Annotated in this window: 21 protein-coding genes and 1 tRNA gene; 18 read left to right on the top strand and 4 right to left on the bottom strand. The window is 72.7% G+C overall.

Going from position 1 to position 22,943, the window contains the following annotated elements:
• Window positions 1-13: 13 nt before the first annotated feature.
• Both OG245_RS16885 and OG245_RS16880 read left to right on the top strand, forming a co-directional pair.
• A complete protein-coding gene (locus OG245_RS16885; protein WP_371624352.1) occupies window positions 14-1,276 on the top strand; it encodes a sensor histidine kinase in 1,263 nt (420 codons plus the stop codon).
• Window positions 1,273-1,953, top strand: a complete 681-nt coding sequence (locus OG245_RS16880) for a response regulator transcription factor (RefSeq protein ID WP_003968183.1) — start codon at window positions 1,273-1,275, stop codon at window positions 1,951-1,953. Before OG245_RS16885 ends, OG245_RS16880 begins: the two co-directional genes overlap by 4 nt.
• 146 nt (window positions 1,954-2,099) lie before the next feature.
• Here OG245_RS16880 and OG245_RS16875 read toward each other — a convergent pair whose 3' ends face one another.
• Window positions 2,100-2,801, bottom strand: a complete 702-nt coding sequence (locus OG245_RS16875; protein WP_371624351.1) for a DUF461 domain-containing protein — start codon at window positions 2,799-2,801, stop codon at window positions 2,100-2,102.
• A 747-nt stretch (window positions 2,802-3,548) separates the two neighbouring features.
• Here OG245_RS16875 and OG245_RS16870 point away from each other — a divergent pair.
• The 11 genes from OG245_RS16870 to OG245_RS16820 all read left to right on the top strand — a co-directional run bounded on the left by OG245_RS16870 (window position 3,549) and on the right by OG245_RS16820 (window position 15,973).
• The gene (locus OG245_RS16870; protein ID WP_003953493.1) at window positions 3,549-4,031 is read left to right on the top strand and encodes a CarD family transcriptional regulator; all 483 of its coding nucleotides are present in this window, start codon (window positions 3,549-3,551) and stop codon (window positions 4,029-4,031) included.
• A 372-nt stretch (window positions 4,032-4,403) separates the two neighbouring features.
• Window positions 4,404-5,171, top strand: coding sequence for a 2-C-methyl-D-erythritol 4-phosphate cytidylyltransferase (gene ispD, locus OG245_RS16865; protein ID WP_371624350.1), 768 nt, complete (start codon window positions 4,404-4,406; stop codon window positions 5,169-5,171).
• A complete protein-coding gene (gene ispF, locus OG245_RS16860; protein ID WP_371624349.1) occupies window positions 5,161-5,676 on the top strand; it encodes a 2-C-methyl-D-erythritol 2,4-cyclodiphosphate synthase in 516 nt (171 codons plus the stop codon). The genes ispD and ispF overlap by 11 nt, the downstream gene beginning before the upstream one ends.
• A gap of 85 nt (window positions 5,677-5,761) precedes the next feature.
• Window positions 5,762-6,481: a GNAT family N-acetyltransferase gene (locus tag OG245_RS16855; RefSeq protein WP_371624348.1), complete on the top strand. Its 720-nt coding sequence runs from the start codon at window positions 5,762-5,764 to the stop codon at window positions 6,479-6,481.
• 27 nt (window positions 6,482-6,508) lie between these two features.
• Entirely contained in the window at window positions 6,509-8,041 is a 1,533-nt protein-coding gene (locus tag OG245_RS16850) for an ABC transporter substrate-binding protein (RefSeq protein ID WP_371624347.1), read from the top strand.
• A gap of 4 nt (window positions 8,042-8,045) precedes the next feature.
• Window positions 8,046-9,767, top strand: a complete 1,722-nt coding sequence (locus tag OG245_RS16845) for an ABC transporter permease subunit (protein ID WP_371624346.1) — start codon at window positions 8,046-8,048, stop codon at window positions 9,765-9,767.
• Between the two features lie 50 nt (window positions 9,768-9,817).
• A complete protein-coding gene (locus OG245_RS16840; protein ID WP_371627904.1) occupies window positions 9,818-11,104 on the top strand; it encodes an MFS transporter in 1,287 nt (428 codons plus the stop codon).
• A gap of 50 nt (window positions 11,105-11,154) precedes the next feature.
• The gene (locus OG245_RS16835; protein WP_371624345.1) at window positions 11,155-11,559 is read left to right on the top strand and encodes a PPOX class F420-dependent oxidoreductase; all 405 of its coding nucleotides are present in this window, start codon (window positions 11,155-11,157) and stop codon (window positions 11,557-11,559) included.
• 143 nt (window positions 11,560-11,702) lie between these two features.
• Window positions 11,703-13,103, top strand: coding sequence for a cysteine--tRNA ligase (gene cysS / locus OG245_RS16830; protein WP_371624344.1), 1,401 nt, complete (start codon window positions 11,703-11,705; stop codon window positions 13,101-13,103).
• Window positions 13,104-13,201: 98 nt separating this feature from the next.
• The gene (rlmB, locus tag OG245_RS16825) at window positions 13,202-14,158 is read left to right on the top strand and encodes a 23S rRNA (guanosine(2251)-2'-O)-methyltransferase RlmB (RefSeq protein ID WP_007446476.1); all 957 of its coding nucleotides are present in this window, start codon (window positions 13,202-13,204) and stop codon (window positions 14,156-14,158) included.
• A gap of 246 nt (window positions 14,159-14,404) precedes the next feature.
• A complete protein-coding gene (locus tag OG245_RS16820; RefSeq protein WP_371624343.1) occupies window positions 14,405-15,973 on the top strand; it encodes a DoxX family membrane protein in 1,569 nt (522 codons plus the stop codon).
• A gap of 107 nt (window positions 15,974-16,080) precedes the next feature.
• On the opposite strand, the gene OG245_RS16815 is transcribed toward OG245_RS16820, so the two are convergent.
• The 3 genes from OG245_RS16815 to OG245_RS16805 form a co-directional block, all read right to left on the bottom strand.
• Entirely contained in the window at window positions 16,081-16,797 is a 717-nt protein-coding gene (locus OG245_RS16815) for an NDP-sugar synthase (RefSeq protein ID WP_371624342.1), read from the bottom strand.
• 72 nt (window positions 16,798-16,869) lie between these two features.
• A complete protein-coding gene (locus tag OG245_RS16810) occupies window positions 16,870-17,283 on the bottom strand; it encodes a hypothetical protein (protein ID WP_371624341.1) in 414 nt (137 codons plus the stop codon).
• A gap of 238 nt (window positions 17,284-17,521) precedes the next feature.
• Window positions 17,522-18,658: an ABC transporter ATP-binding protein gene (locus OG245_RS16805; RefSeq protein WP_018959798.1), complete on the bottom strand. Its 1,137-nt coding sequence runs from the start codon at window positions 18,656-18,658 to the stop codon at window positions 17,522-17,524.
• 177 nt (window positions 18,659-18,835) lie between these two features.
• Between OG245_RS16805 and OG245_RS16800 the strand changes: the two genes are divergently transcribed.
• The 5 genes from OG245_RS16800 (at window position 18,836) to OG245_RS16780 (ending at window position 22,916) form a co-directional block, all read left to right on the top strand.
• A tRNA-Thr gene (locus OG245_RS16800) sits at window positions 18,836-18,909 on the top strand.
• A gap of 458 nt (window positions 18,910-19,367) precedes the next feature.
• The gene (locus OG245_RS16795; protein ID WP_371624340.1) at window positions 19,368-19,892 is read left to right on the top strand and encodes a toxin-antitoxin system HicB family antitoxin; all 525 of its coding nucleotides are present in this window, start codon (window positions 19,368-19,370) and stop codon (window positions 19,890-19,892) included.
• Between the two features lie 127 nt (window positions 19,893-20,019).
• Entirely contained in the window at window positions 20,020-20,910 is an 891-nt protein-coding gene (locus OG245_RS16790) for a DUF4097 domain-containing protein (RefSeq protein WP_371624339.1), read from the top strand.
• Window positions 20,911-21,126: 216 nt separating this feature from the next.
• Window positions 21,127-22,128 carry an ATP-binding cassette domain-containing protein gene (locus OG245_RS16785; RefSeq protein WP_371624338.1) on the top strand — a complete coding sequence of 334 codons (1,002 nt, stop codon included), beginning with the start codon at window positions 21,127-21,129 and terminating at the stop codon, window positions 22,126-22,128.
• Window positions 22,125-22,916, top strand: a complete 792-nt coding sequence (locus tag OG245_RS16780; RefSeq protein ID WP_351049652.1) for an ABC transporter permease — start codon at window positions 22,125-22,127, stop codon at window positions 22,914-22,916. The genes OG245_RS16785 and OG245_RS16780 overlap by 4 nt, the downstream gene beginning before the upstream one ends.
• The last annotated feature ends 27 nt before the right edge of the window (window positions 22,917-22,943 follow it).

The raw sequence follows: 22,943 nt of genomic DNA, 5'->3' as shown, positions 1-22,943 counted from the left end.
ATAACCTTGAAGCATGGACGTGAACGCGGCGGTCGCCGCAGCTGCAGCGATCGCCGGGCTGTTGACCGGTGTGATCGCCATGCTGGCGTTCCGCTGGAGCGAACGCGACCTGAAACGGCCCACGCGTACGTCGCTGCGGCCGGACGGCAACGCGGCCCTGCCTCCCGGGGTGGACACCGTCCTCTCCGTTCTCAGCTCCTCCGCCGTCGTCCTCGACGAGAGCGACGGCGTGGTGAAGGCCAGCTCGGCGGCGTACGCCCTGGGCCTGGTCCGAGGCGGACGGCTGGCCGTCGAACCCATGCTCAACATGGCCAGGGACACCCGGCGGGACGGAGAGATACGACAGGGCGAGCTGGACCTGCCCCGGCGCGGCACGGGCCGGGGGGACACCCTCGCGGTCTCCGCCCGGGTCGCCCCGCTGGGCTCGCGGCTGGTGCTGCTGCTGGTCGAGGACCTCACCGAGGCCCGCCGGATAGAAGCGGTACGCCGCGACTTCGTCGCCAACGTCAGCCACGAGCTGAAGACGCCGACCGGAGCGCTCTCCCTGCTCTCCGAAGCGGTCATGGACGCCTCCGACGACCCGGAGGCGGTGGAGCGGTTCGCCGGGCGGATGCAGATCGAGGCGACCCGGCTGACCAACCTCGTCCAGGAGCTCATCGACCTCTCCCGGGTGCAGAACGACGACCCGCTGGAGGACGCCGAGCCGGTCAAGGTGGAGACGCTGGTCGCCGAGGCGATCGACCGCTGCCGCCAGCAGGCCGGCTCCAAGCAGATCACCATGGCCTCCGCGGGCGCCGAGGGCCTCACGGTCTGGGGCAACCGCGGCCAGCTCGTCGGCGCGCTCGGCAATCTCGTCGAGAACGCCGTCAACTACAGCCCCGCCCACACCCGCGTCGGCATCGCCGCACGCCGCATGGCCTCACCGGGCGGGGACCTCATCGAGATAGCCGTCACCGACCAGGGGATCGGCATCTCCGAGAAGGACCGCGAGCGGGTCTTCGAGCGGTTCTACCGCGTCGACCCGGCCCGCTCACGGGCCACCGGTGGCACCGGTCTCGGCCTCGCCATCGTCAAACACGTGGCCGCCTCGCACGGCGGGGAGGTCACGGTCTGGAGCTCCGAGGGACAGGGCTCCACCTTCACCCTCCGGCTCCCCGAATCGGGCGCCGTGAGGGAGCGCACCACCGGCGGACCGCTTATCGTCAACGGCGACGACAAGGGGCCGTACGAGACCGACACCTTTGACCCCTTCCCTGCCCCGGAGGCTCTTCCGTGACCCGAGTGCTTGTCGTCGAGGATGAGGAATCCTTCAGCGACGCCCTGTCCTACATGCTGCGCAAGGAAGGTTTCGAGGTCGCCATCGCGGCGACCGGTCCCGACGGGCTGGACGAGTTCGAGCGCAACGGCGCCGACCTGGTCCTGCTCGACCTGATGCTGCCCGGCCTGCCCGGCACCGAGGTGTGCCGCCAGCTCCGCAGCCGCTCCAACGTTCCGGTGATCATGGTCACCGCCAAGGACAGCGAGATCGACAAGGTCGTCGGGCTGGAAATAGGAGCCGACGACTACGTCACCAAGCCGTTCTCCTCCCGCGAGCTCGTCGCCCGCATCCGGGCCGTCCTGCGCCGCCGCGGAGAGCCGGAGGAGGTCACCCCGGCCGCCCTGGAGGCGGGCCCGGTCCGGATGGACGTGGACCGGCACGTGGTCACCGTCTCCGGCGGCAAGGTCGACCTCCCGCTCAAGGAGTTCGACCTGCTGGAGATGCTCCTGCGCAACGCGGGCCGGGTGCTGACCCGGATGCAGCTCATCGACCGGGTCTGGGGAGCGGACTACGTCGGCGACACCAAGACCCTCGACGTCCACGTGAAGCGCCTGCGCGCCAAGATCGAGCCCGACCCGGGAGCCCCGCGCTACCTCGTCACCGTGCGGGGCCTGGGCTACAAGTTCGAGCCGTAGACCGAAGGACGCCGAGGGGGACACCGCCCGCGGTACGCCGAAGGGGCGCTTCCCGGCCGGGAAGCGCCCCTTCGGCGTTGCTGTGCGCCCGTGCCCGCGGTGCCCGCGGTCTCCGCGTTGGCGGCGTTACGGGGCGGGGTTGCGCGTCAGTCGGCCGCGGGCACCGAGGCGGCGTCGCCCGTGCCCGTCTCGCCCTGGGCGCCGGTCTCGCCCTGGGCGCCCTCGGTGCTCGCGCCGTTCTCCGGGGTGCCGGGGGTCTCCGCGTCGCCGGACGCGTCGCCGGAGGCGCTGCCCGACGGCGTCGGGCTCGGCTTCGGCGCGGGCGCCTCCGCCTTCGGGCTGGGGCCGAAGTCCTTGAAGAAGCCCTCGGCCGGGAAGACGCTGGCGCCGAGGCCGACGTCGCCGGTCCGGCTGAGCTTGAAGACGACCTGCTGGACGTCGCCGTTGCGCGCCGCCTCGCCGCTGTTCTCGATCACGGCGGCGGCGTTGCCCTTGCCGCCGATCGTGACCTGGCCGCCGGCCGGGACCACGATGGGACCGTTGCCCTTGGCCGCCTGGAGCTTCACCTCGACGTCGCTGCCGGGCAGCGTGACCGACTCCAGCACCTCGCGCTCGGTGCCTGCGTTGAACAGCGTCGCGGCGACGACGGCGGGGCCGTCCGAGCCGCCCTCGGGCTGCGTGAGCACGTTCACGTTCTGGATCTTGATGTCGCCCACCGTGGTGGCCGGGTTGTCCGGCCTGATCTTGAGCGTCTCGGCGTTGTTGCCCGCCGCGCAGGCGGACAGGGTGACGATCGAGAACACGGTGGCGGTGGCGGCGAGGGCGCCGTGTCGAAGGCTGCGGCTCACGGCGGCGGCAACTCCTTGAACGAGTCGGACTGCGGACTTCGGACGTCAGTCGTCGAGCGGTGGTGTAAAGCCGCCCTAAGGGTGTGTCAGCGGCCTTAGGCTACCGAGCCGCCGCGCCCGCCCTGCACCCGACCCGCCCCTACGCGTCTCGCTCTCATCCCGCGGGGCGGCGCGGGACGTTCCCCGGGGGCGTGCGGGACGTTTTCCGGCGGAGGTGCCGGACGTACCCGGAGGGAGGCGCGGGACCGTCCGGGCTCCTCGGAGTCAAGCCCTCGCGAAGGCGCCGCGGGGCGTTCTACCGGCGGATACGCCATCCGCTGTTCACATAATCAGCGTGATCAATTCTTCTGCCCGAGTCATGGCTTCGTCGTGTGCTTCTTCGCCATTCCCGGCTTCGCGGCGGAAAGGCGCCGGACGTCATGTGGCTTGATCAATTTCATTGCGGTCGGACGGCCGTGCCCGTACGGGCGAGCGATCATCGAACGGCGTACGGAAAGATGGTCATCTCGAACCCGACAAAACGGGACTTTCGCCCTCTTCTGTAGGGCTTCCGGGCCATGTGACGTGGGTGTTTCGCTCTGGGTGCACAGTGGCTCCGACCTGCGAATACCGTCTTCCGGAAGCCTTCCGCAGCACGTTCGTGTCGCTGTTGTCAAGCCCCGAGATATGCCCTGACCTGCGAAAACGTCATTCAGGAGATGCAGTTCTCGTGTTACTCTGGATAGCCACGGAAGGGGTACCTGTCACATGACGTTCAAGGTTGGCGACACCGTGGTCTATCCCCATCACGGGGCCGCGCTGATCGAGGCTATCGAAACTCGCCAGATCAAAGGCGTGGACAAGACCTACTTGGTCCTCAAGGTCGCCCAGGGCGACTTGACGGTTCGTGTGCCGGCGGACAATGCGGAGTTCGTGGGCGTGCGCGACGTGGTCGGGCAGGACGGGCTGGACCGGGTCTTCGAGGTGCTGCGCGCACCGTATGCCGAAGAGCCGACGAACTGGTCCCGGCGTTACAAGGCAAATCTCGAAAAGCTCGCCTCCGGCGATGTCATCAAGGTCGCCGAAGTCGTGCGTGACCTGTGGCGTCGTGAGCGCGAGCGCGGCCTCTCCGCCGGGGAGAAGCGCATGCTCGCCAAGGCCCGCCAGATCCTGGTGAGCGAGCTCGCTCTCGCGGAGAACACGAACGAGGACAAGGCCGAGGCTCTGCTCGACGAGGTCCTCGCGTCCTGAAAACTGGATTAATCCGGCCGCGCGCCGGATCACGCCGGTTGTATGAATGTGCCGCGGTGCCCGCTGACCAGTCGTCTTCACGCTGTGTCGTCGGGCGCTGCGGCATGTTCGGACCCCTGTCCGCATCCGGCGCCCGACTGCCGGTAGACGCCGTGCCCGCGGTGTGATCCCGCGTATGCGACGACCGCCGGTGAAGGGCGGCCCCCGTGCTCCGTGAGCCTTCGATGCGACCTGTGCTCGACCGGGTGTCACGGAAGGGGCCCGGTGCGAGCCCAGGGCGTCACGCCCGGCTCGCTGGGCCCCTACCCATGTCGGTCGTGGAAACAAACCTGCCGAACCTTCGGACCTTCTCGGACCTTCGGAGTGCAACCGATGTCATCGACGCCACCCCCGACCGACCGGCCGCGCCCTCCCCGTACCGCCGCGGTGATTCCCGCGGCCGGGCGGGGCGTGCGGCTCGGCCCCGGCGCGCCCAAGGCCCTTCGGGCGCTCGGCGGGACGCCCATGCTGATCCACGCCATTCGCGCCATGGCCGCGTCCCGGGCCGTCTCCCTCGTCGTGGTCGTCGCCCCGCCGGACGGCGCGCCCGAGGTGAAGCACCTCCTCGACGAGCACCCGCTGCCCGAGCGCACCGACTACCTGGTGGTGCCGGGCGGTGAGACGCGCCAGGAGTCCGTGCGCCTGGGGCTCGACGCGCTGCCCGAGGACGTCGCCGTCGTCCTCGTCCACGACGCCGCCCGCCCCCTGGTGCCGGTCGACACGGTCGACGCGGTCGCCGCGGCCGTACGGGACGGAGCGCCCGCCGTCGTTCCCGCGCTGCCCCTCGCGGACACCGTCAAGGAGGTCGAGCCCGCCCGGACGCCCGGGGAGCCGGAGCCGGTGCTCGCCACTCCCGCACGCGCCAGGCTGCGCGCGGTGCAGACGCCGCAGGGCTTCGACCGGGACACGCTGGTGCGGGCGCACGCCGAGGTGGCGGTCGACGGCGAGGGCGCCACGGACGACGCGGGCATGGTGGAGCGGCTCGGTGCGCCGGTGGTCGTCGTCCCCGGCCACGAGGAGGCGTTCAAGGTGACCCGGCCGCTCGATCTGGTGCTGGCCGAGGCGGTACTCGCCCGCAGGAGGGCCAACGATGGTTTCTGAGAACCCCGGAGCGGGCGCCCCCGCGCCCGTCGTCCCGCTCGTCGGCATCGGCACCGACATCCACGCCTTCGAGGAGGGCCGCGAGCTGTGGTGCGCTGGCCTGAAGTGGGAGGGCGAGGGCCCCGGTCTGGCCGGACACTCGGACGCCGACGTCGTCGCGCACGCCGCCTGCAACGCGCTCTTCTCCGCCGCCGGCCTCGGCGACCTCGGGCAGCACTTCGGTACCGGCCGCCCCGAGTGGTCCGGGGCCGCGGGCGTCACGCTGCTCACCGAAGCCGCCCGGATCGTCCGCGCCGGGGGCTTCGAGATCGGGAACGTCGCCGTCCAGGTCGTCGGCGCCCGCCCGAAGATCGGCAAGCGGCGCGAGGAGGCGCAGAAGGTGCTGTCCGACGCCGTGGGCGCCCCGGTCTCGCTCTCCGCCGCCACCTCCGACGGCCTCGGCTTCACCGGCCGCGGCGAGGGCATCGCCGGCATCGCGACCGCCCTCGTCTACCGGACCCCCTGACGCCGGGCGGCGCCCGGGCCCGCCCCTCCTGCACATCACTTGCACGTACGCTGAAGAGGCAAGCGATGTGCAGGAGGAGGCGGAAGTGGTACCGGTGACCAGCGCGACCACAGTGACCAGCGAGACCACGGTGACTGCGGGGGCTGCGGGGGCTGCGGGGGCGGAGGCTGACCGGACGGGCTGCCGGACCGGCGACCGGACCGCCCGCGAGGGTCATCGGACGGACGCCGGATACGTCCTGCGCACCGCCACCGCCGACGACCTCGGCGGAGCGCGGGCCGTGATGCTCGACACCGTCTACCGCGACCTGAAGTCCGGCTACGTACCCCGCTGGCACGCCGACATCATCGACCCCGCCTCCGCCTACCTGCGCCCGGAGCGCTGCACCCTGCTCGTCGTCGAGCACCGCGGCGGGATCGTCGCCACCGGAGCCGTGCGCGACCGGGGGCCGCAGGCGCCGCCCAACCCCCCGTGGGTCGCCGAGCGCTTCCCCTCCGGGACCACCGCGCAGCTCTGCCGGATCTACGTGCGCCCCGAGCACCGCAGGCACGGACTGGCCCGGCGCCTGGTGCGCGAGCTGGCGGAGTTCGCCGCCCTTGCCGGGGGCTACGAGGCGCTGTACCTGCACACCGACCCCGCCGTGCCGGGCGCCGAGCCCTTCTGGCGTTCGCTGGCCCGCGAGGTGTGCGACGAGCGGACGCTGCCCGGGGGCGGGCAGGGGATCGTCCACTTCGAGCTGCCGATGCCCGGGGCCGTCCCCGTCCCCGCCGGCGGCTCCACCCGGACCACCCCGCCCGTTAGATGACAATCGTTTTCATATAAGGTCGTCGCCATGCCCACCTCCCGCCCCCGCCCTCTCCGCCGTCGCGTCGCGCTGCCCCTGGCCGCCGCCACGCTCCTCGTGCCCGTCGCCACCGCCTGCACCTCGTCCACGGATTCCGGCGGCTCCGGCGGGGACCAGCGGCTGAAGGTGGCCATGGCCTTCCCGCCCGCCCAGGCCATGTCCCCGTACGGCGACGACGCCGTCACCCTGAGCCGGCTCGCCGTCGTCGAAGGGCTCACCCGGCTCGACCGGAACGGAGAGGCCGAGCCCGCGCTCGCCGCCTCCTGGAAGCGCGACGGCGCGGGGGCCTGGGAGTTCACGGTCCGCGAGGACGCCGTCTTCCAGGACGGCACGAAGCTCGACGCCGCGGCCGTGGTCCGCTCGCTGGCCGCCGCGCAGAAGGCGTCCCCCAAGCCCCGGGTGCTGTCCGACACCACGCTCACCGCCACGGCCGCGGGCGCGGACACCGTACGGATCACCACGAAGGACGCCGATCCGCTGCTGCCCCAGCGGCTGGCCAACCCCTCCCTGAGCATCCTGTCCGCCGCCGCGTACAAGGACGGCTCCCAGGTCGACCCCGCCGGGCACGCCACCGGCCCCTTCACCCTCGCCGAGGTGAACGGCGCGGTCAGCGCCACCCTGGAGCGCAACGACACCTACTGGGGCGGCAAGGCGAAGGCACCCGGCGTCGACGTGAAGTTCGTCGCCGACGGCACCGCCCGCGCCAACGCGCTGCGGACGAAGGACGTGGACGTCGCCGAGTACGTACCGATCTCGCAGGCCGCGCTGCTCGGCGACGGCCTGGTCCACGAATTCCCCTCCGCCCGCACCAACGGCCTCTCCCTCAACACCGAACGCGGCGTCTTCGCCGACCCGGCGATGCGCGCCGCCGCCCGCGAGGCCATCGACTCCCGGGCACTGGTCGACGGCGTCTACGAAGGGCGCGCCGACACCGCCCAGGGCCTGCTGGGCCCCGGCGTCCCGTGGGCCGCCGACCTGCGCACCGCCCCCACCGGCCGCGCGGAGGCCGCCGCCCCGGCCGAGGTGGGGAAGACCTCCGAGATCGTGCTGGCCACCTACACCAACCGGCCCGAGCTGCCCGAGGTCGCCACCGTCGTCCAGCAGCAGCTGGAGAAGCGCGGCTTCACCGTCAAGCAGGTCGTCCGCGACTACGCGCAGCTGGAGGCCGACGCGCTCGCCGGGAAGTACGACGCGTTCATCCAGGCCCGCAACACCCTCCTGGACACCGCCGACCCGGTCTCCTACCTCGCCTCCGACTTCACCTGCGACGGCAGCTTCAACATCACCCAGCTCTGCGCGAAGCCCGTCGACGCCGCCGTCGACAAGGCCGCCGCCCTCGCCGACACCGACGCCCGCCACCGGGCCGAGATGACCGCCGAGGCCGCGATCCTCGGCTCCGACGCCCTCGTCCCGCTCGTCCACGAGCGCTTCGTGCAGGGCTACGACGACACCCGCGTCCGGGGCGTCGCCCTCGACCCGATGGAGCGCACCCTCATCACCGCCGACACCCGCGTCGGGTGACCGCGTGAAGTACCTCGCCGGACGGCTCGGCGCGCTGTTCGCCGTCGTCGCGGTGATCGGGCTGCTGCCCTGGCTGACCCGGACCGATCCGGCCCGCACGATCTTGCACGCCCGGTACGCCGACCGGGCCCCGACGCCCGAGACCCTCGCCGCGATCCGCGCCGAGACCGGGCTCGACGGCGGCCCGTGGCAGGTCCTCGGCGGCTGGCTCGGCGGGCTGTTCCGGGGCGACCCGGGAGAGTCCTGGGTCTCCGGGCAGCCCGTCGGACCCGATGTGGCCGCCGCGCTGGGCAACTCCCTCACCCTGATGGGCGCCTCGCTCGCGGTCGCCGTGCTCCTCGCCCTCGCCCTGAGCGCCGCCACCCTGCGGCGCGGCGCCGCGCGCCGGATCGTCCGGGTGCGCGCCGGAGCGGGCGCTGCGGTGCTCGCCGCGCTGCCGGAGTTCCTGCTCGCCGCCGTCCTGGCCACGGTGTTCGCCGTGCACCTCGGGTGGTTCCCGGCGCTCGGCTGGGGCGCCCCCGACCAGCTGGTGCTGCCCGCGCTCGCCATGGGCGTCCCGGCGGGCGCGCTGCTCGGCCGGCTGCTGGACGACGCCCTGCCCGGCGCGTTCGCCGAACCCTGGGCGCGGGCCGCCGCCGCGAGCGGGATGCCGCCCCGGACCGTCGCCCGCCACGCCCTGCGCCGGGCGCTCCCGGGCCTGCTGCCCCAGCTCGGCCTGGTCGCCGTCGGACTGACCGGCGGGGCGGTCGCCGTCGAGACGCTGTACGCGATCCCCGGCCTCGGCGGCACGGCCCTGGCCGCCGCCCTCGCCCAGGACCTGCCCGTCCTCCAGGCGACCGTCCTCGTACTGCTGCTCCTGGGCGTCGCCGCGGGGCTGGCCTCCCGCCTCGCCGTCCGCGTGCTGCTCGGCCCCGCGCTCACCGACCGCGCGCTCCCCGCCCTCGTCGCGCCCCGGCTGCCCGGCCGCCGCGCGCTCGCCGTCGCCGCGCTCGTCCTCGGCGGCCTCCTGATCGCCGTCACCGTCGCGGGCCTCCTGCGCGACCCGCTCCACGTCGACACGGCCGCCCGCCTCGCGGGCCCCTCCGCCGCGCACCCCTTCGGCACCGACAACCTCGGCCGCGACGTCCTCGCCCGCCTCGGCCACGGCGCCGCCCGCACCGCGCTGGCCGCCGTCGCGGTGGGGGCCGCCACCCTCCTGCTCGGCCTGCTCCTCGGGGCCGTACGCGCCGGAGCGCTCACCGAGACGGCGAACGCGCTCCCCGCCGTCCTCGCCGGCCTCGTCGTCGCGGGCATCGCCGGACCCGGCCCCTGGGGCGCCGCGGCCGCGGTGGCCGCCGTCGCCTGGGCCCCGCTCGCCGCCCACACCGCCGCCCTGTACGCCCAGGAGAAGGCGGCCCCGCACCTCGCCGCCGCCGTCGCCCTCGGCGCGGACCGGGCCCACCTCCTGCGCCGCCACGTCCTGCCCGGGGTCCTGCCGCCGGTGGTGCGCCACGCCCTTCTCCGCGTACCGGCCATCGCGCTCGCCCTCGCCTCCCTCGGCTTCCTCGGCCTCGGCACGCAGGCCCCGGCGCCGGAGTGGGGCCGGATGCTGTCGGAGAACATGCCGTACGCCGAACGGGCCCCGTGGGCCGTCCTCGCCCCCGCCGCCGCGCTCGCCGTCCTCGGCGCACTGGCCGTCCTCACCTCGGCCGCGGTGCGCGGGCGCACCCCGGCGGGCCTGAAGTGAACCGGCCCGCACCCGCGCAAGCCCCCACCGGGGAAAGCCGCAGGCCCCGGCTGGCGAGCGCGCCCACCCCCTACCTCCGCCTCCTCACCGCCACCCAGTTCGCCTTCAACATCGGCTTCTACGCCGTCCTGCCCTACCTGGCCACCCACCTCGGCAGCGGCCTCGGCATGGCGGGCTGGCTCGTCGGCCTCGTCCTCGGGCTGCGCACCTTCAGCCAGCAGGGCCTGTTCGTCGTCGGCGGCGCCCTCACCGACCGCTACGGCCCGCGCCCCGTCGTGCTGGCGGGCTGCGCCCTGCGGATCGCCGGGTTCGGCTGGCTCGCCGTCGCCGGGTCCACGGCCACCGTCATCGCCGCCGTCCTCCTCATCGGCTTCGCCGCGGCCCTGTTCTCCCCGGCCGTCGAGTCCGAGGCCGCCCGCGAGGCCGTCCGGCACGAACGGGACACCGGCGCCCCGCGCGCCCACGTCCTCGCCCTGTTCTCCGCCGCCGGGCAGGCCGGAGCGTTCATCGGGCCGCTGCTCGGCTCCCTGCTCCTGCTGCTCGGCGGCGGCTTCCGGGCCGCCTGCCTCGCCGGGGCCGCCGTCTTCGTCGGCGTACTGGCCGGGCACGCCCGCCTGATGCCGCGCGCCGTCCCCGTACGGAACCGGACAGCCGCCCCCGTACGGGAACGGGACGAGGCACCGGCACCCGACGCCGCCACCCGTACGGCCCCACCTGGCCGGTCGCCGTGGCGGGCGGTGTTCACCAACCGGGCGTTCCTGCTGCTCTGCCTCGCGTACAGCAGCTACCTCGTCGCCTACAACCAGCTCTATCTCTCCCTGCCCGTCGAGGTGGAGCGGGCCACCGGATCGGAGGCCGCCCTCGGCTGGCTCTTCGCGCTGTCCTCGCTGCTGGTCGTGGCCGCCCAGCTGCCGCTGACCCGCTGGTCCGCCCACCGGATCGCCCCGCGCACCGCGCTGGTCACCGGCCTCGGCACCGTCGCCGCCGGGTTCGCCGCCGTACCGCTCACCCCGGCCGGCCCCGGCGGTCTGCTGCCCTGCGCGACGCTCGTCGTCCTGCTGACCCTGGGCCAGATGCTGCTGGTCCCCGCCGCCCGGGGCCTGGTGCCCGACCTGGTCGAGGACCGGCAGCTCGGGCTGGCCACCGGGGCGCTGTCCTCCGTGTCCGGGATCGCCGTCCTCGCGGGGAGCGCGGCGACCGGCGCACTGCTCGACGCGCCCGCGCCCGTGCGGTGGGCGGTGCTCGCGGCGGTCCCGCTGGCCGGGGCGGTGCTGGCGTTCACCCTTCCGGCGGGCCGGGGCGGGAAGGATCGGGCAACGCGCGCGGTTGCCGGGTAGGAGCAGCACTGGACGAAGGACCGACCCGCAGCGCACAGGAGGCCGTAACGATGACCGCCGCACTCTCCGCCGAGCTCAAGGACCTGCTCGACAGCCCCGTGTTCGTCAACATCGCCACCATCCAGCCCGACGGCAGCCCCCAGGTCTCCCCGGTCTGGGTCAAGCGCGACGGCGACGACCTCCTGATCTCCACCACCGTCGGCCGCCGCAAGGAGAAGAACCTCCGCCGCGACCCGCGCGTCACCGTCGTCGTCCAGCCCTTCGACAACCCGTACACCTACGCCGAGATCCGCGGCGAGGCGACCCTGACGACGGACGGCGGCCAGGAGCTGATCGACGAGCTGTCGGTGAAGTACACCGGCAAGCCGTACGCGGAGTTCAACCCGGACTCCGCGGGCGACGACCCCCGCGTCGTCGTCCGCGTCTCCCCGCGCAAGGTCGTCGGCCGCCTCTAGGCCCTGGGCCTGGGCCCCCGGAGGGCGTGAGAACGCTCTCCGGGCCCTTCCCGGGCCGTTTCGGGGTATCCCGGTACCAGAAAGTTGTCCCCGCGATCCCCAAGGGTCCCGGGGCACTGGTGCGGGCCTACTACCCTTGAGGCGTGACTATTCGCCTGCACGACACCAACGCCCGGCAGATCCGTGACTTCGTCCCGCTCACAGCGGGCTGCGTCTCGATCTACCTCTGTGGCGCCACTGTCCAGGCAGCACCGCACATCGGCCACATCCGCTCGGGCCTGAACTTCGACATCATGCGCCGCTGGTTCACGTACCGCGGCTATGACGTCACGTTCATCCGGAACGTCACCGACATCGACGACAAGATCATCGCGAAGTCCGCCGAGCAGGGCCGCCCGTGGTGGTCGATCGGCTACGAGAACGAGCGCGCGTTCAACGACGGCTACGACGCGCTGGGCTGCCTGCCGCCCACCTACGAGCCCCGCGCCACCGGCCACGTTCCCGAGATGATCGAGATGATGCGCGGCCTGATCGAGAGCGGTCACGCCTACGAGGCCGACGGCAACGTCTACTTCGACGTGCGCTCGCTGCCCAGCTATCTGGAGCTCTCCAACCAGGAGCTGGACGATCTGCGCCAGCCCGCCGGCGACGGCGAGACCGGCAAGCGCGACCAGCGTGACTTCGCCATGTGGAAGGCCACCAAGCCGGGCGAGCCCAGCTGGGAGACGCCCTGGGGCCGCGGCCGTCCCGGCTGGCACCTGGAGTGCTCCGCGATGGCCCACAAGTACCTGGGCTCCGCCTTCGACATCCACGGCGGCGGCATCGACCTGATCTTCCCGCACCACGAGAACGAGATCGCCCAGGCCAAGGCCTACGGCGACGCGTTCGCGAAGTACTGGGTGCACAACGGCTGGGTCACCCTGTCCGGCGAGAAGATGTCGAAGTCGCTGGGCAACTCCGTCCTCGTCAGCGAGATGGTCAAGCACTGGCGCCCGATCGTCCTGCGCTACTACCTCGGCACCCCGCACTACCGGTCGATGATCGAGTACAGCGAGGAGGCCCTGCGCGAGGCCGAGTCCGCGTTCGCGCGGATCGAGGGCTTCGTCCAGCGCGTCACCGAGAAGACCGGGGAGACCGTCCCGCCCGCCGCCGAGGTGCCGCCCGCCTTCGCCGAGGCGATGGACGAGGACCTGGGCGTGCCGCAGGCGCTGGCGATCATCCACACCACCGTCCGCCAGGGCAACAGCGCACTGGCCGCCGACGACAAGGAAGCCGCGGCCGCCCGTCTCGCCGAGGTCCGGGCCATGCTCGGCGTCCTCGGCCTGGACCCGCTCGACCCGCACTGGGCGGGCGAGAGCGACCGGGGCGAGGATCTGCACGGCGTCGTCGACACCCTCGTGCGCCTCGTCCTCGACCAGCGGCAGTCGGCCCGCGCCCGCAAGGACTGGGCCGCCGCCGACGCCATCCGCGACCAGCTCAACCAGTCCGGCCTCGTCATCGAGGACAGCCCCACCGGCCCCCGGTGGACGCTGGGGCCGCGCTGAGCACCCGCTCCGAGCAGTGAGATTGTGCCGCCCGGCGATCCGGGCGGCACACTTTCCTTATACGTACGTACGTCTGAAAGCAACGAAACAGGTAGATCATGGCCGGGAACAGCCAGCGCAGGAACCGCCGCACGTCCAACAAGAAGGGCATGCAGGTCGGCAGCGGTGGCCAGCGACGCCGTGGTCTCGAAGGCAAGGGACCGACGCCGCCGGCCTCCGCCCGCAAGGGGCACAAGAAGAACCGGATCGCCGGCGCCCAGGCCAAGCAGGCCGCCGCCCGCCGCCCCGCGCCCCGGCGCGGCGGTGTGAAGGGCACCTCGGAGATGGTCGTCGGCCGCAACCCGGTCTACGAGGCCCTGCGCGACGGCGTGCCCGCCGTCACCCTGTACGTCCAGCAGTACATCGACAACGACGAGCGCGTCCGCGACGCCCTCAAGCTGGCGGGCGAGCGCGGCAACATCAACCTGATGGAGGCCCCGCGCCCCGAGCTGGACCGGATGACGAACGGCCTGAACCACCAGGGCCTCGTCCTCCAGGTCCCGCCGTACGAGTACGCGCACCCGGAGGACCTCACCGCCGCCGCGTACGACAACAACGAGGACCCGCTGATCGTCGCCCTCGACGGGGTGACCGACCCGCGCAACCTCGGCGCCATCGTCCGCTCCGTCTCCGCGTTCGGCGGCCACGGCGTGGTCGTCCCCGAGCGCCGCGCGGCCGGCATGACCGCCGGTGCGTGGAAGTCCTCGGCCGGTACGGCGGCCCGCACGCCCGTCTCCCGGGTCACCAACCTCACCCGCGCGCTGGAGGGCTACCAGAAGGCGGGCCTCACGGTCGTCGGCCTGGCCGCCGACGGCGAGCACACGGTGGAGGACCTGGAGCAGCTGGCGGGCCCGGTCGTCATCGTCATCGGCAGCGAGGGCAAGGGCCTGGGCCGTCTCGTCGGCGAGACCTGCGACTACCGGGTGCGGATCTCGATGCCGGGCGGCGCGGAGTCGCTCAACGCCGGTGTCGCGGCGGGCATCGTGCTCTACGAGGTGGCGCGCCGCCGCGGATAGCCGTCCGCCGGGCCCGCGGGCGCAGCTGCGTCCGCGGGCCGACGCGCGCGGCGACCGGCCCGTCCGCCGGGCGAGTTGACGCGCGAACTCCGAACACAGTTCCAGGTTGCCCGAGTTTGGCCTGATCTTGACGGGTCTCGGACACATCCGGTGCGGTCAAGGCAGTGTCCTAACCACACGTCACTCGGTTAGATGAGTGTGGACACCAGAACGCCTCGGTTCGACGAGCAACCCGCCTCCCTGAGCATGACCAAGGTGGACAGCGACCCCGCGCAGGTCATCGTCAACCACGCCAGCTTCCGGGTGCGGCTCGCCCCGGGCCAGCGCACACGGCTGCGCGGTGCCCCCGCGGAGACGGCCCGCATCCCCGCCATGAGCGGCGCCGGCGGCGGCCGCAGGCGGGCACCGGTCGTCTGGAGCGGGAAGTCCGCTCCCGGCGACCCCGGCGCGACGGGCCTCCTCCAGGCCGTGCGCAACTCCACCGCCGGACACCTCGACGCCGGCCTCGGCGGGGCGTCCGGTGGCGGGCCCGGAGTGGGCGCGACACAGGTCGTCCCGCTCCTGGAGGAGACGCAGCCCACCCCGCTCCTGACCGCTCCTCCCCACCAGCCGGGACGCACCGGCCCGCTGCTGCCGCCCATGCGGCAGGCGGTCGGCGCGTACGACCAGGTCGACGGGCCCGACGACCCCGACGACTACGACGAGGCCGACGAATCCGAGGAGTCCCGCGCCCGGCGGGGCGCGGGCGACCCCGTCCGCCACGCCTACTACCCCGGCCACCGGATGAACCTGGGCGTCGTCCTGCTCCCCATGCGGGTGCTCCTCGGCTTCATCTCCATCTACGCCGGCATGGGCAAGCTGTGCGACCCCGTCTACTTCGACGGCGGCGAGCGCGGCTCGATGGTGAAGTGGCTGACCTCCCTGCACCCGTGGGCGATGGCCGAGCCGCTGCGCGACTTCGCGCTCTCCCACCCGGTCGGCGCCGGACTGACCGTCGCCTTCCTCCAGGTCGTGGTCGGCGTCCTCACCGTCCTCGGCCTCTGGCAGCGGGTCGCCGCCGCGTTCGGCGCGCTGCTCTCCACCGCGCTGCTGGTGACGGTGAGCTGGCGCACCGTCGCGGTGTACGACGCGCCCGACATCATCCTGCTGGCCGCCTGGAGCCCGCTGATCATCGCGGGCGCGCCGGTCTACTCCGTGGACGGCCGACTGGCCGGGGAGGCCTGGCGCAAGCTCGGCCCGCGCTCGGAGATCTGGGACCTGCGCCGCCGGGTCCTGCGCCGGGGCACCGTCGTCGCGACGGTCGTCATCGGCCTCACCCTGCTCATCGGCTCCATCCTCGGCGGCGCGGTCCGCTCCAGCGAGGTCGTCACCGTCCCCGGCCGCAACGACAACCCCACCAACCGCCTCCCCGGTATGCCGCTGCCCCAGGAGTCCACCGGCGAGCGCCAGGCCTCCCGTACGCCGGACCAGCGGCGTCAGCCGGAGCCCAGCAGCTCCGGCGCGGCCGCCACACCCGAGGGCGGCCAGGCCAGCCCCGGCGCGACCCGCGACACGGGCGGCGGCCAGAGCACCGGCTCGGGCAGCACGCAGCCCAGCCAGACCCAGGGCGCCAACCAGGCGCCCCCGCAGCAGTCCGTCCCGCAGGAGCCTCCGGCCGCCACCAGCGCCGGACCCGACTCGTCCGGCTCCACGGGCGGCGACGGCTCCTCGGGCGGCGGCGAACCGGCGCCGACGGGGGGCGCCACCTCCTCGGGCGGCGAGGGATCGACCTCGGGCGGCGGCGGCCGGAACCCGATCGGCGGCCTCCTCGGCTGACCCGCACGACCGGCACGACCGGTACGACAGCAGTGAGGGGCGGCCCCCACCCGGACGGAAGAACCGGGTGGGGGCCGCCCCTTCGTGTCGGGGTGGAGGCGGAGCCGTCAGCCCTCGTGGGAGCCGAGCTCGCGGGCCGCCTCGGTCAGGTCCTTCGCGGTGTCGATGGCCCGCCAGTACGCCCCGTTCGGCAGCGGGTAACCGGCCAGCCGGCGCTCACGGGCGAGCCTCGGGAACGTGGTCCGCTCATGGTCGCCGCGGTCCGGCAGCAGCTTCGTGAACGCGGGCGAGAACACGTACACCCCGGCGTTGATCAGATACGGCGAGGGCGGCGACTCGATGAAGTCGGTGATGTGCCCGAACGCGTCCGTCTCCACGGCCCCCCAGGGGATCCGGGGCCGGGCGAGGGCGAGGGTGGCGGTGGCGTCGCGCTCCGCGTGGAAGGCGGCCATCTCGCGCAGGGAGAAGCGGGTCCAGATGTCGCCGTTGGTGGCGTACCAGGGCTGCTCCGGATCGGGCAGCCGCTCGGCCGCGTACTTCAGGCCGCCGCCGCGTCCCAGCGGCTCGGTCTCCACGACGGTGGTGACCCGGAGCGGCAGCACGGCGGCGTTCAGCCACTCCTGGAGCACCTCGGCGAGGTGCCCGCAGGAGACCACGGCGTCGGTGACTCCCTCGGCGGCCAGCCAGGACAGCTGATGGCCGATGATCGGAGTCCCGGTCCCGGGGATCTCGACCATCGGCTTGGGGCGGTCGTCGGTGTACGGCCGCAGCCGCGACCCCTGGCCACCGGCGAGGATCACGGCCTGCGTCGGATACGTATGCATGGCAGGCACGATATGCGGTGCCGCCCATCGGAGGGCGACGCTCCGCGCGACCGCCTCCTCGGCCGGGAGGCCTCAGCTGAACTGCGCGACGCCGGAGGCGAACGAGGTGTCGCAGACGGGCCGGGAGAAGCGGTGCGCACGGGTCGGGCCGTACTGCTCGACGGCCGCCTTGCCGAGGGCCTTCGCGATCGACATGCAGTGGCGGGCGAGCGAGGGACGCTGCTCGACGGCGCGCTGGAGGCCCGTGAGCGCGGTGCCCGGGTCCTTCTCCTGCAGCTCCACGAGCAGCTTCTCGCGCAGGACGTCCTGCGGGGCGTGCGGCTTCGCGGGCTTGGACACGGTCTCCGAGGAGGCGGCCAGCAGCTGGGAGTCGGCGTCCGACTCCGCCCACTGAACGCTGGTGACCGCGAGGGTCCCGGACAGAACCATGACGACGGGCAGGACGAGAGCGAGGGATCGGCCGATGCGGCGCGCGGTGTGGGTCACGCAGCGAGCGTAGCGGCCAGTGATGGTCTGGCGACAATTCGTCACCCTTGCGGGGGATGGTTCGACGCGCCCTTTCGAATACGAGCGTGACGAACCAGGGTCAAATGCCCGCGAAGTGCCCTGTGTGCCGGGGCATTTGCTGCCGCCCGGCACCGAAACCCGAACCCGCCGGGACCACGCAAACGGCCCCGCACCCCCGTGCGGGGAGTGCGGGGCCGGGCGTACGGCGGGTGGGGCGTCAGTTGGTGAGACGCTCGCCGGTGGAGGTCGCGAAGACGTGCAGCTCGTCCGGGCGCGGGACGACGTGCAGCTCGGTGCCCTTCTCCGGGACGGCACGGCCGCCGACGCGGACGACCAGGTCCTTGTGCTCGCCGGCGACCTGCGCGCCACCGTAGACGAAGCCGTCGGCGCCGAGCTCCTCGACGACGTTGACGGAGACGGCGAGACCGGCCGGCGCGTCCGAGGAGTCCTTGGTCAGCGACTTCGCGGCGGCGCCGCCGTGCTCGACGATGTCGAAGTGCTCGGGGCGGATGCCGACCGTGACGGTGGTGTCACCGCGGTCCGCGGCGGCGGTGAGCGCCTCGCGGGAGACGGGCACGACGCTGTTGCCGAACTTCACGCCGCCGTCGGTGATCGGGACCTCGACGAGGTTCATCGCGGGGGAGCCGATGAAGCCGGCGACGAAGAGGTTGGCGGGGCGGTCGTACATGTTGCGCGGCGAGTCGACCTGCTGGAGCAGCCCGTCCTTCAGCACCGCGACCCGGTCGCCCATGGTGAGGGCCTCGACCTGGTCGTGGGTGACGTACACGGTGGTGATGCCGAGGCGGCGCTGCAGCGAGGCGATCTGCGTACGGGTGGAGACACGGAGCTTGGCGTCGAGGTTCGACAGCGGCTCGTCCATGAGGAAGACCTGCGGCTCACGCACGATGGCGCGGCCCATCGCCACACGCTGACGCTGACCACCGGAGAGCGCCTTCGGCTTGCGGTCCAGGTAGTCGGTGAGGTCCAGCATCTTGGCGGCCTCTTCGACCTTCGCCCGGATCTCGGTCTTGTTGATACCGGCGATCTTCAGCGCGAAGCCCATGTTGTCCGCGACGGACATGTGCGGGTAGAGCGCGTAGTTCTGGAACACCATGGCGATGTCCCGGTCCTTCGGCGGCAGGTGCGTGACGTCGCGGTCACCGATGCGGATCGCGCCGCCGTTGACGTCCTCAAGACCCGCGAGCATGCGCAGGGAGGTCGACTTGCCACAGCCGGAGGGACCGACGAGGACGAGGAACTCGCCGTCCGCGATGTCGATCTCGAGCTGGTCCACGGCCGGCTTCGTGGAGCCGGGGTAGACGCGGGACGCCTTGTCAAACGTGACACTGGCCATGCTGAATCTTCTCCTCAACCGGCAGGAACGTGCCGGACGATCCGAGTAGGGAGTGGTCTGGTCCACAGACGCGGACCTGCCGTGACGCTACCTGGCGTTTCTCGATCTGTCAGTAGTCCGGAGCACAGGGAAATCGCGGACGTGCGGGGCGCGGGGTTGGTTAGACTGCTCCGGCATGCCTCCTTAGCTCAGCTGGCCAGAGCAACGCACTTGTAATGCGTAGGTCGTCGGTTCGAATCCGACAGGGGGCTCAGTGGGAAGTCCGGGCCGGATCTCGTCTGGCCCGGACTTCTTTCGTCTCCGGGTGTCGCCCCGCCGATCCGGGGTTGCCGCCCGTGCTCTGGTACTCGCTGCTGCACGAGCCCTCGGCCCGCCCCTTGCGGGGCGAGGGCCCCGAGCGTTCGCTGGCCGATCTGCCCGGGCGGGCCCCGGCGAGCGCGCTGCGGGCGGCGGCTTTCGGCGCCACCGCGGGGGAGATCGCCCGTGCAGCCGGCCGCGGTGGTGTGGGCCGCGGTGGTGCTGCTTGGTGCCGCATGGTGTGTCGTGTGGTGCCAGGTGGTGTTGCTTTGGTGCCATCCCTGGTTACTTCGGGTGCTTCTTCGGTGCCATCTCGGCTGCGCTGTTTGTGATGTCGCAGGTCAGCGGCGTTTTTCTGACGAGTGCGCCAATGTGGCTCGACGTGGTGCCATGTGTGTGCCATGATGGCGTCATGGACCTCACCCCCTACGTCGACACCATCCGGCGGGAACTCGCCGTCGCCGCGGATGCCAGCGGCGACGAAGCCCGCGCCCTGGCCGAGCGGCTCAGCGCTCCTCTGGAGTCCGCCGTCCGGCTGACCCTGCTCAACGTGCTCTCCGCGGCCATGGGCGACGTCACCCGTGAGCTGGCTCCCGGTTCGGTCGACGTACGGCTGCGCGGGCTCGACCCCGAGTTCGTGGTGACGCCGCCCCCCGCGCCCGAGCCGGTGCGGATGGAGCCGGAGGCGGTCGTGGCCCCCGTCGTGGCCGCGCCCTCGGCCGCGGAGGCCGATGACGGCACCATGGTGCGGATCAACCTCCGGCTCCCCGCCCACCTCAAGGGCCGCGCCGAGAGCGCGGCGGCGGCGGAGGGGCTGTCGGTCAACGCCTGGCTCGTGCGGGCCGTGTCCGTTTCCCTCGACGGCGGAGGGCGGGCGGGCGCGCCGGGCCGGGTCAAGGACTCGGGCGGTCGCGGCTTCACCGGCTGGGTCCGCTAGGTCCGGCGCCCCGCCCCGCCCCGATCGGTTCGCGGGCCGCACCACTTCACCGGCGGATCGTCGATCCGGCCGACGTCTCCGATCACCCATCACTCATCACCCACCGAGCCAAGAGGACGGAACCGTCATGCCTTCTTTCGATACTCCCGAGCCGATCTCCGCCGTCATCGAGCTGGACGCCGGCACGGCCCGCATCACCGCCGGCAAGCGCACCGACACCGTCGTCGAGGTGCTGCCGGGCAACGGATCCGACGAGGACGACGTACGCGCCGTGCAGCAGACCCAGGTCTCCTGCTCGGGCGGTCGGCTCACGGTCAAGACCCCCAAGAAGCGGTCCCTGTTCGGCAAGCCGGGCGCCGTCGTGGTGAGCATCGAACTGCCCGCGGGGTCCGATGTGCGCGGCAGCTCCGCGCTGGGCGGCTTCTTCTGCGAAGGGCCTCTCGGTGAGGTGAAGCTCACGACCTCCCTCGGTGACATCCAGGTGCACGAGGCGGCCCGTGCCGAGATCAGGACCGACCACGGCGACCTCCGGCTGGTCCGCTCCACCGGGGACGCCGAGGTCATCGGCTCGGGCCGGGTCGAGGTCGGCGCCGTCGCCGGGGCCGCGGTCGTCAAGAACGGCAACGGCGCGACCGGTATCGACGAGGTCGGCGGTGAGCTGAAGGTCAACGCGGCCAACGGCGACGTCTCCGTGGGCGTCGCGCACGGCAGCGTCGTCGCCAAGTCCGCCAACGGGCGGATCGAGATCGGGGTCGCCCACGCCGGGGTCGACGCGACCTCCTCCAACGGCCGCGTCCGCGTCGGAGACGTGACCCGCGGCCGCGTCACTCTGCGCACCTCCGTCGGCGACCTCGAAGTGGGCATCCACGAGGGCACCGCCGCCTGGCTCGACCTGAACCCCAAGTTCGGCACCGTACGCAACTCGCTCGGCGCCACCGCCGGGCCCGAGGACTCCGACGAGACCGTCGAGGTGCACGCCCGGAGCGGGGCCGGCGACATCATCGTCCGCCGCGCCTGACTCCGGTACGCCTGACTCCGGTACGCCTGACTCCGCCGCGCCTGACTCCCTCCGTCTGACTTCGTCGCGCCTGACTCCGCCGCGCCCGGCTTCCTCCTGACCCACTCCACGGCGACCGGCTCCGCCGTGCCCGACTTCGCCATGCCCGCTTCCGGCTTCTCTTCCCGCTTCTCGTCCCGCCCCCTCCCGACTCACCGCTCGCGAAAGGGAACCCGCATGACTGTCACCCGGTCCGCCGCGCCGCTCGCCGCCCAGGCCGCGACGCAGGCGATCACCGCCACCGGCCTGCGCAAGTCCTACGGCGACAAGGTCGTGCTCGACGGCATCGACCTGTCCGTGCCCCAGGGCACCGTCTTCGCCCTGCTCGGCCCCAACGGCGCGGGCAAGACCACCGCCGTGAAGATCCTCTCCACCCTCATCACCGCCGACGCCGGCGTACTGGGCGTCGGCGGCCACGATCCGGCCGTCGACGCGCAGGCCGTGCGCGCCTCGATCGGTGTCACCGGCCAGTTCTCCGCCGTCGACGGGCTGATCACCGGCGAGGAGAACATGCTGCTGATGGCGGACCTGCACCACCTGTCCCGGCGCGAGGGGCGGCGCGTCGCCGCCGAACTCCTGGAGCGGTTCGACCTGGTGGAGGCGGCGAAGAAGCCCGCAGCGGGCTACTCCGGCGGCATGAAGCGCCGCCTCGACATCGCCATGACCCTGGTCGGCTCGCCCCGGATCATCTTCCTCGACGAACCGACCACCGGCCTCGACCCGCGCTCCCGCCACACCATGTGGGGCATCATCCGCGAGCTGGTCTCCGGCGGCGTCACCGTCTTCCTCACCACGCAGTACCTGGAGGAGGCCGACGAACTCGCCGACCGCATCGCCGTCCTCAACGACGGGAAGATCGCCGCCGAGGGCACCGCCGAGCAGCTCAAACGGCTCGTCCCCGGTGGCCACGTCAAGCTCCGCTTCACCGACCCGGACGCCTACCGGTCCGCCGCCTCCGCCCTGACCGGGGCCGCCCCCGACGACGAGTCCCTGTCGCTGTCCATCCCCAGCGACGGCAGCCAGCGCGAGCTGCGCTCCATCCTCGACTGGCTGGACTCGGCCGGGATCGAGGCGGACGAGCTGACCGTGCACACCCCCGACCTCGACGACGTGTTCTTCGCCCTTACCGGCTCCGGCGTGCCCGCCCGGAGCAACCAGCCGAAGGAGGCTGTCCGATGAGCTCCCTCTCCCTCGCCGTACGCGACTCGTCCACGATGCTGCGCCGCAACCTCCTGCACGCCCGGCGCTACCCGTCCCTCACCCTGAACCTGCTCCTCACTCCTGTCATGCTCCTGCTGCTTTTCGTCTACATCTTCGGCGACGTGATGAGCGCGGGCATCGGTGGCGGAGGGGGCGGCCGCTCCGCGTACATCGCCTACATCGTCCCGGGCATCCTGCTGCTGACCGTCGGCTCCACCGTGGTCGGGACGGCGGTGTCCGTCTCCACGGACATGTCCGAGGGCATCATCGCCCGCTTCCGCACCATGGCGATCCACCGCGGCTCCGTGCTCATCGGGCACGTCGTCGGCAGTGTGCTGCAGAGCGTGCTGAGCGTGATCCTGGTGGGCGCGGTCGCCGTGGCCATCGGCTTCCGCTCCACGGACGCCACGCCCGTGGAGTGGCTGGCCGCGTTCGGACTGCTCGTGATCTTCTCCGCCGCCCTCACCTGGGTCGCCGTGGGCATGGGCCTCATCAGCCCGAACGTCGAGGCGGCCAGCAACAACGCCCTGCCGATGGTGCTGCTCCCGATGCTGTCCAGTGCCTTCATCCCGGTGGAGACGATGCCGGGATGGTTCCAGCCGATCGCCGAGTACCAGCCCTTCACCCCCGTCATCGAGACCCTGCGCGGCCTGCTGCTGGGCACCGGGATCGGCCACAACGGCTGGCTTGCACTCGGCTGGAGCCTCGGCCTCGTGGTGCTCGGCTACCTGTGGTCGGCCTCGAAGTTCGGCCAGGACCCCCGGTGAGCCCCTCCCCGATGACTCCCTCCACAG

The sequence above is a fragment of the Streptomyces sp. NBC_01116 genome, assembly GCF_041435495.1.
Lineage (GTDB): Bacteria > Actinomycetota > Actinomycetes > Streptomycetales > Streptomycetaceae > Streptomyces.
Note: the sequence above shows the minus strand (reverse complement) of the source record. Positions and strands in the feature narration are given on the sequence as shown.

Excerpts from the sequence above, each read along its gene's own strand:
- OG245_RS16885 (WP_371624352.1), top strand. The coding sequence starts at position 14 with ATGGACGTGAACGCGGCGGTCGCCGCAGCTGCAGCGATCGCCGGGCTG.
- OG245_RS16870 (WP_003953493.1), top strand. The coding sequence starts at position 3,549 with ATGACGTTCAAGGTTGGCGACACCGTGGTCTATCCCCATCACGGGGCC.
- ispD (WP_371624350.1), top strand. The coding sequence starts at position 4,404 with ATGTCATCGACGCCACCCCCGACCGACCGGCCGCGCCCTCCCCGTACC.
- ispF (WP_371624349.1), top strand. The coding sequence starts at position 5,161 with ATGGTTTCTGAGAACCCCGGAGCGGGCGCCCCCGCGCCCGTCGTCCCG.
- OG245_RS16850 (WP_371624347.1), top strand. The coding sequence starts at position 6,509 with ATGCCCACCTCCCGCCCCCGCCCTCTCCGCCGTCGCGTCGCGCTGCCC.
- OG245_RS16835 (WP_371624345.1), top strand. The coding sequence starts at position 11,155 with ATGACCGCCGCACTCTCCGCCGAGCTCAAGGACCTGCTCGACAGCCCC.
- rlmB (WP_007446476.1), top strand. The coding sequence starts at position 13,202 with ATGGCCGGGAACAGCCAGCGCAGGAACCGCCGCACGTCCAACAAGAAG.
- OG245_RS16820 (WP_371624343.1), top strand. The coding sequence starts at position 14,405 with ATGACCAAGGTGGACAGCGACCCCGCGCAGGTCATCGTCAACCACGCC.
- OG245_RS16815 (WP_371624342.1), bottom strand. The coding sequence starts at position 16,797 with ATGCATACGTATCCGACGCAGGCCGTGATCCTCGCCGGTGGCCAGGGG.
- OG245_RS16805 (WP_018959798.1), bottom strand. The coding sequence starts at position 18,658 with ATGGCCAGTGTCACGTTTGACAAGGCGTCCCGCGTCTACCCCGGCTCC.
- OG245_RS16795 (WP_371624340.1), top strand. The coding sequence starts at position 19,368 with ATGGACCTCACCCCCTACGTCGACACCATCCGGCGGGAACTCGCCGTC.
- OG245_RS16790 (WP_371624339.1), top strand. The coding sequence starts at position 20,020 with ATGCCTTCTTTCGATACTCCCGAGCCGATCTCCGCCGTCATCGAGCTG.
- OG245_RS16785 (WP_371624338.1), top strand. The coding sequence starts at position 21,127 with ATGACTGTCACCCGGTCCGCCGCGCCGCTCGCCGCCCAGGCCGCGACG.
- OG245_RS16780 (WP_351049652.1), top strand. The coding sequence starts at position 22,125 with ATGAGCTCCCTCTCCCTCGCCGTACGCGACTCGTCCACGATGCTGCGC.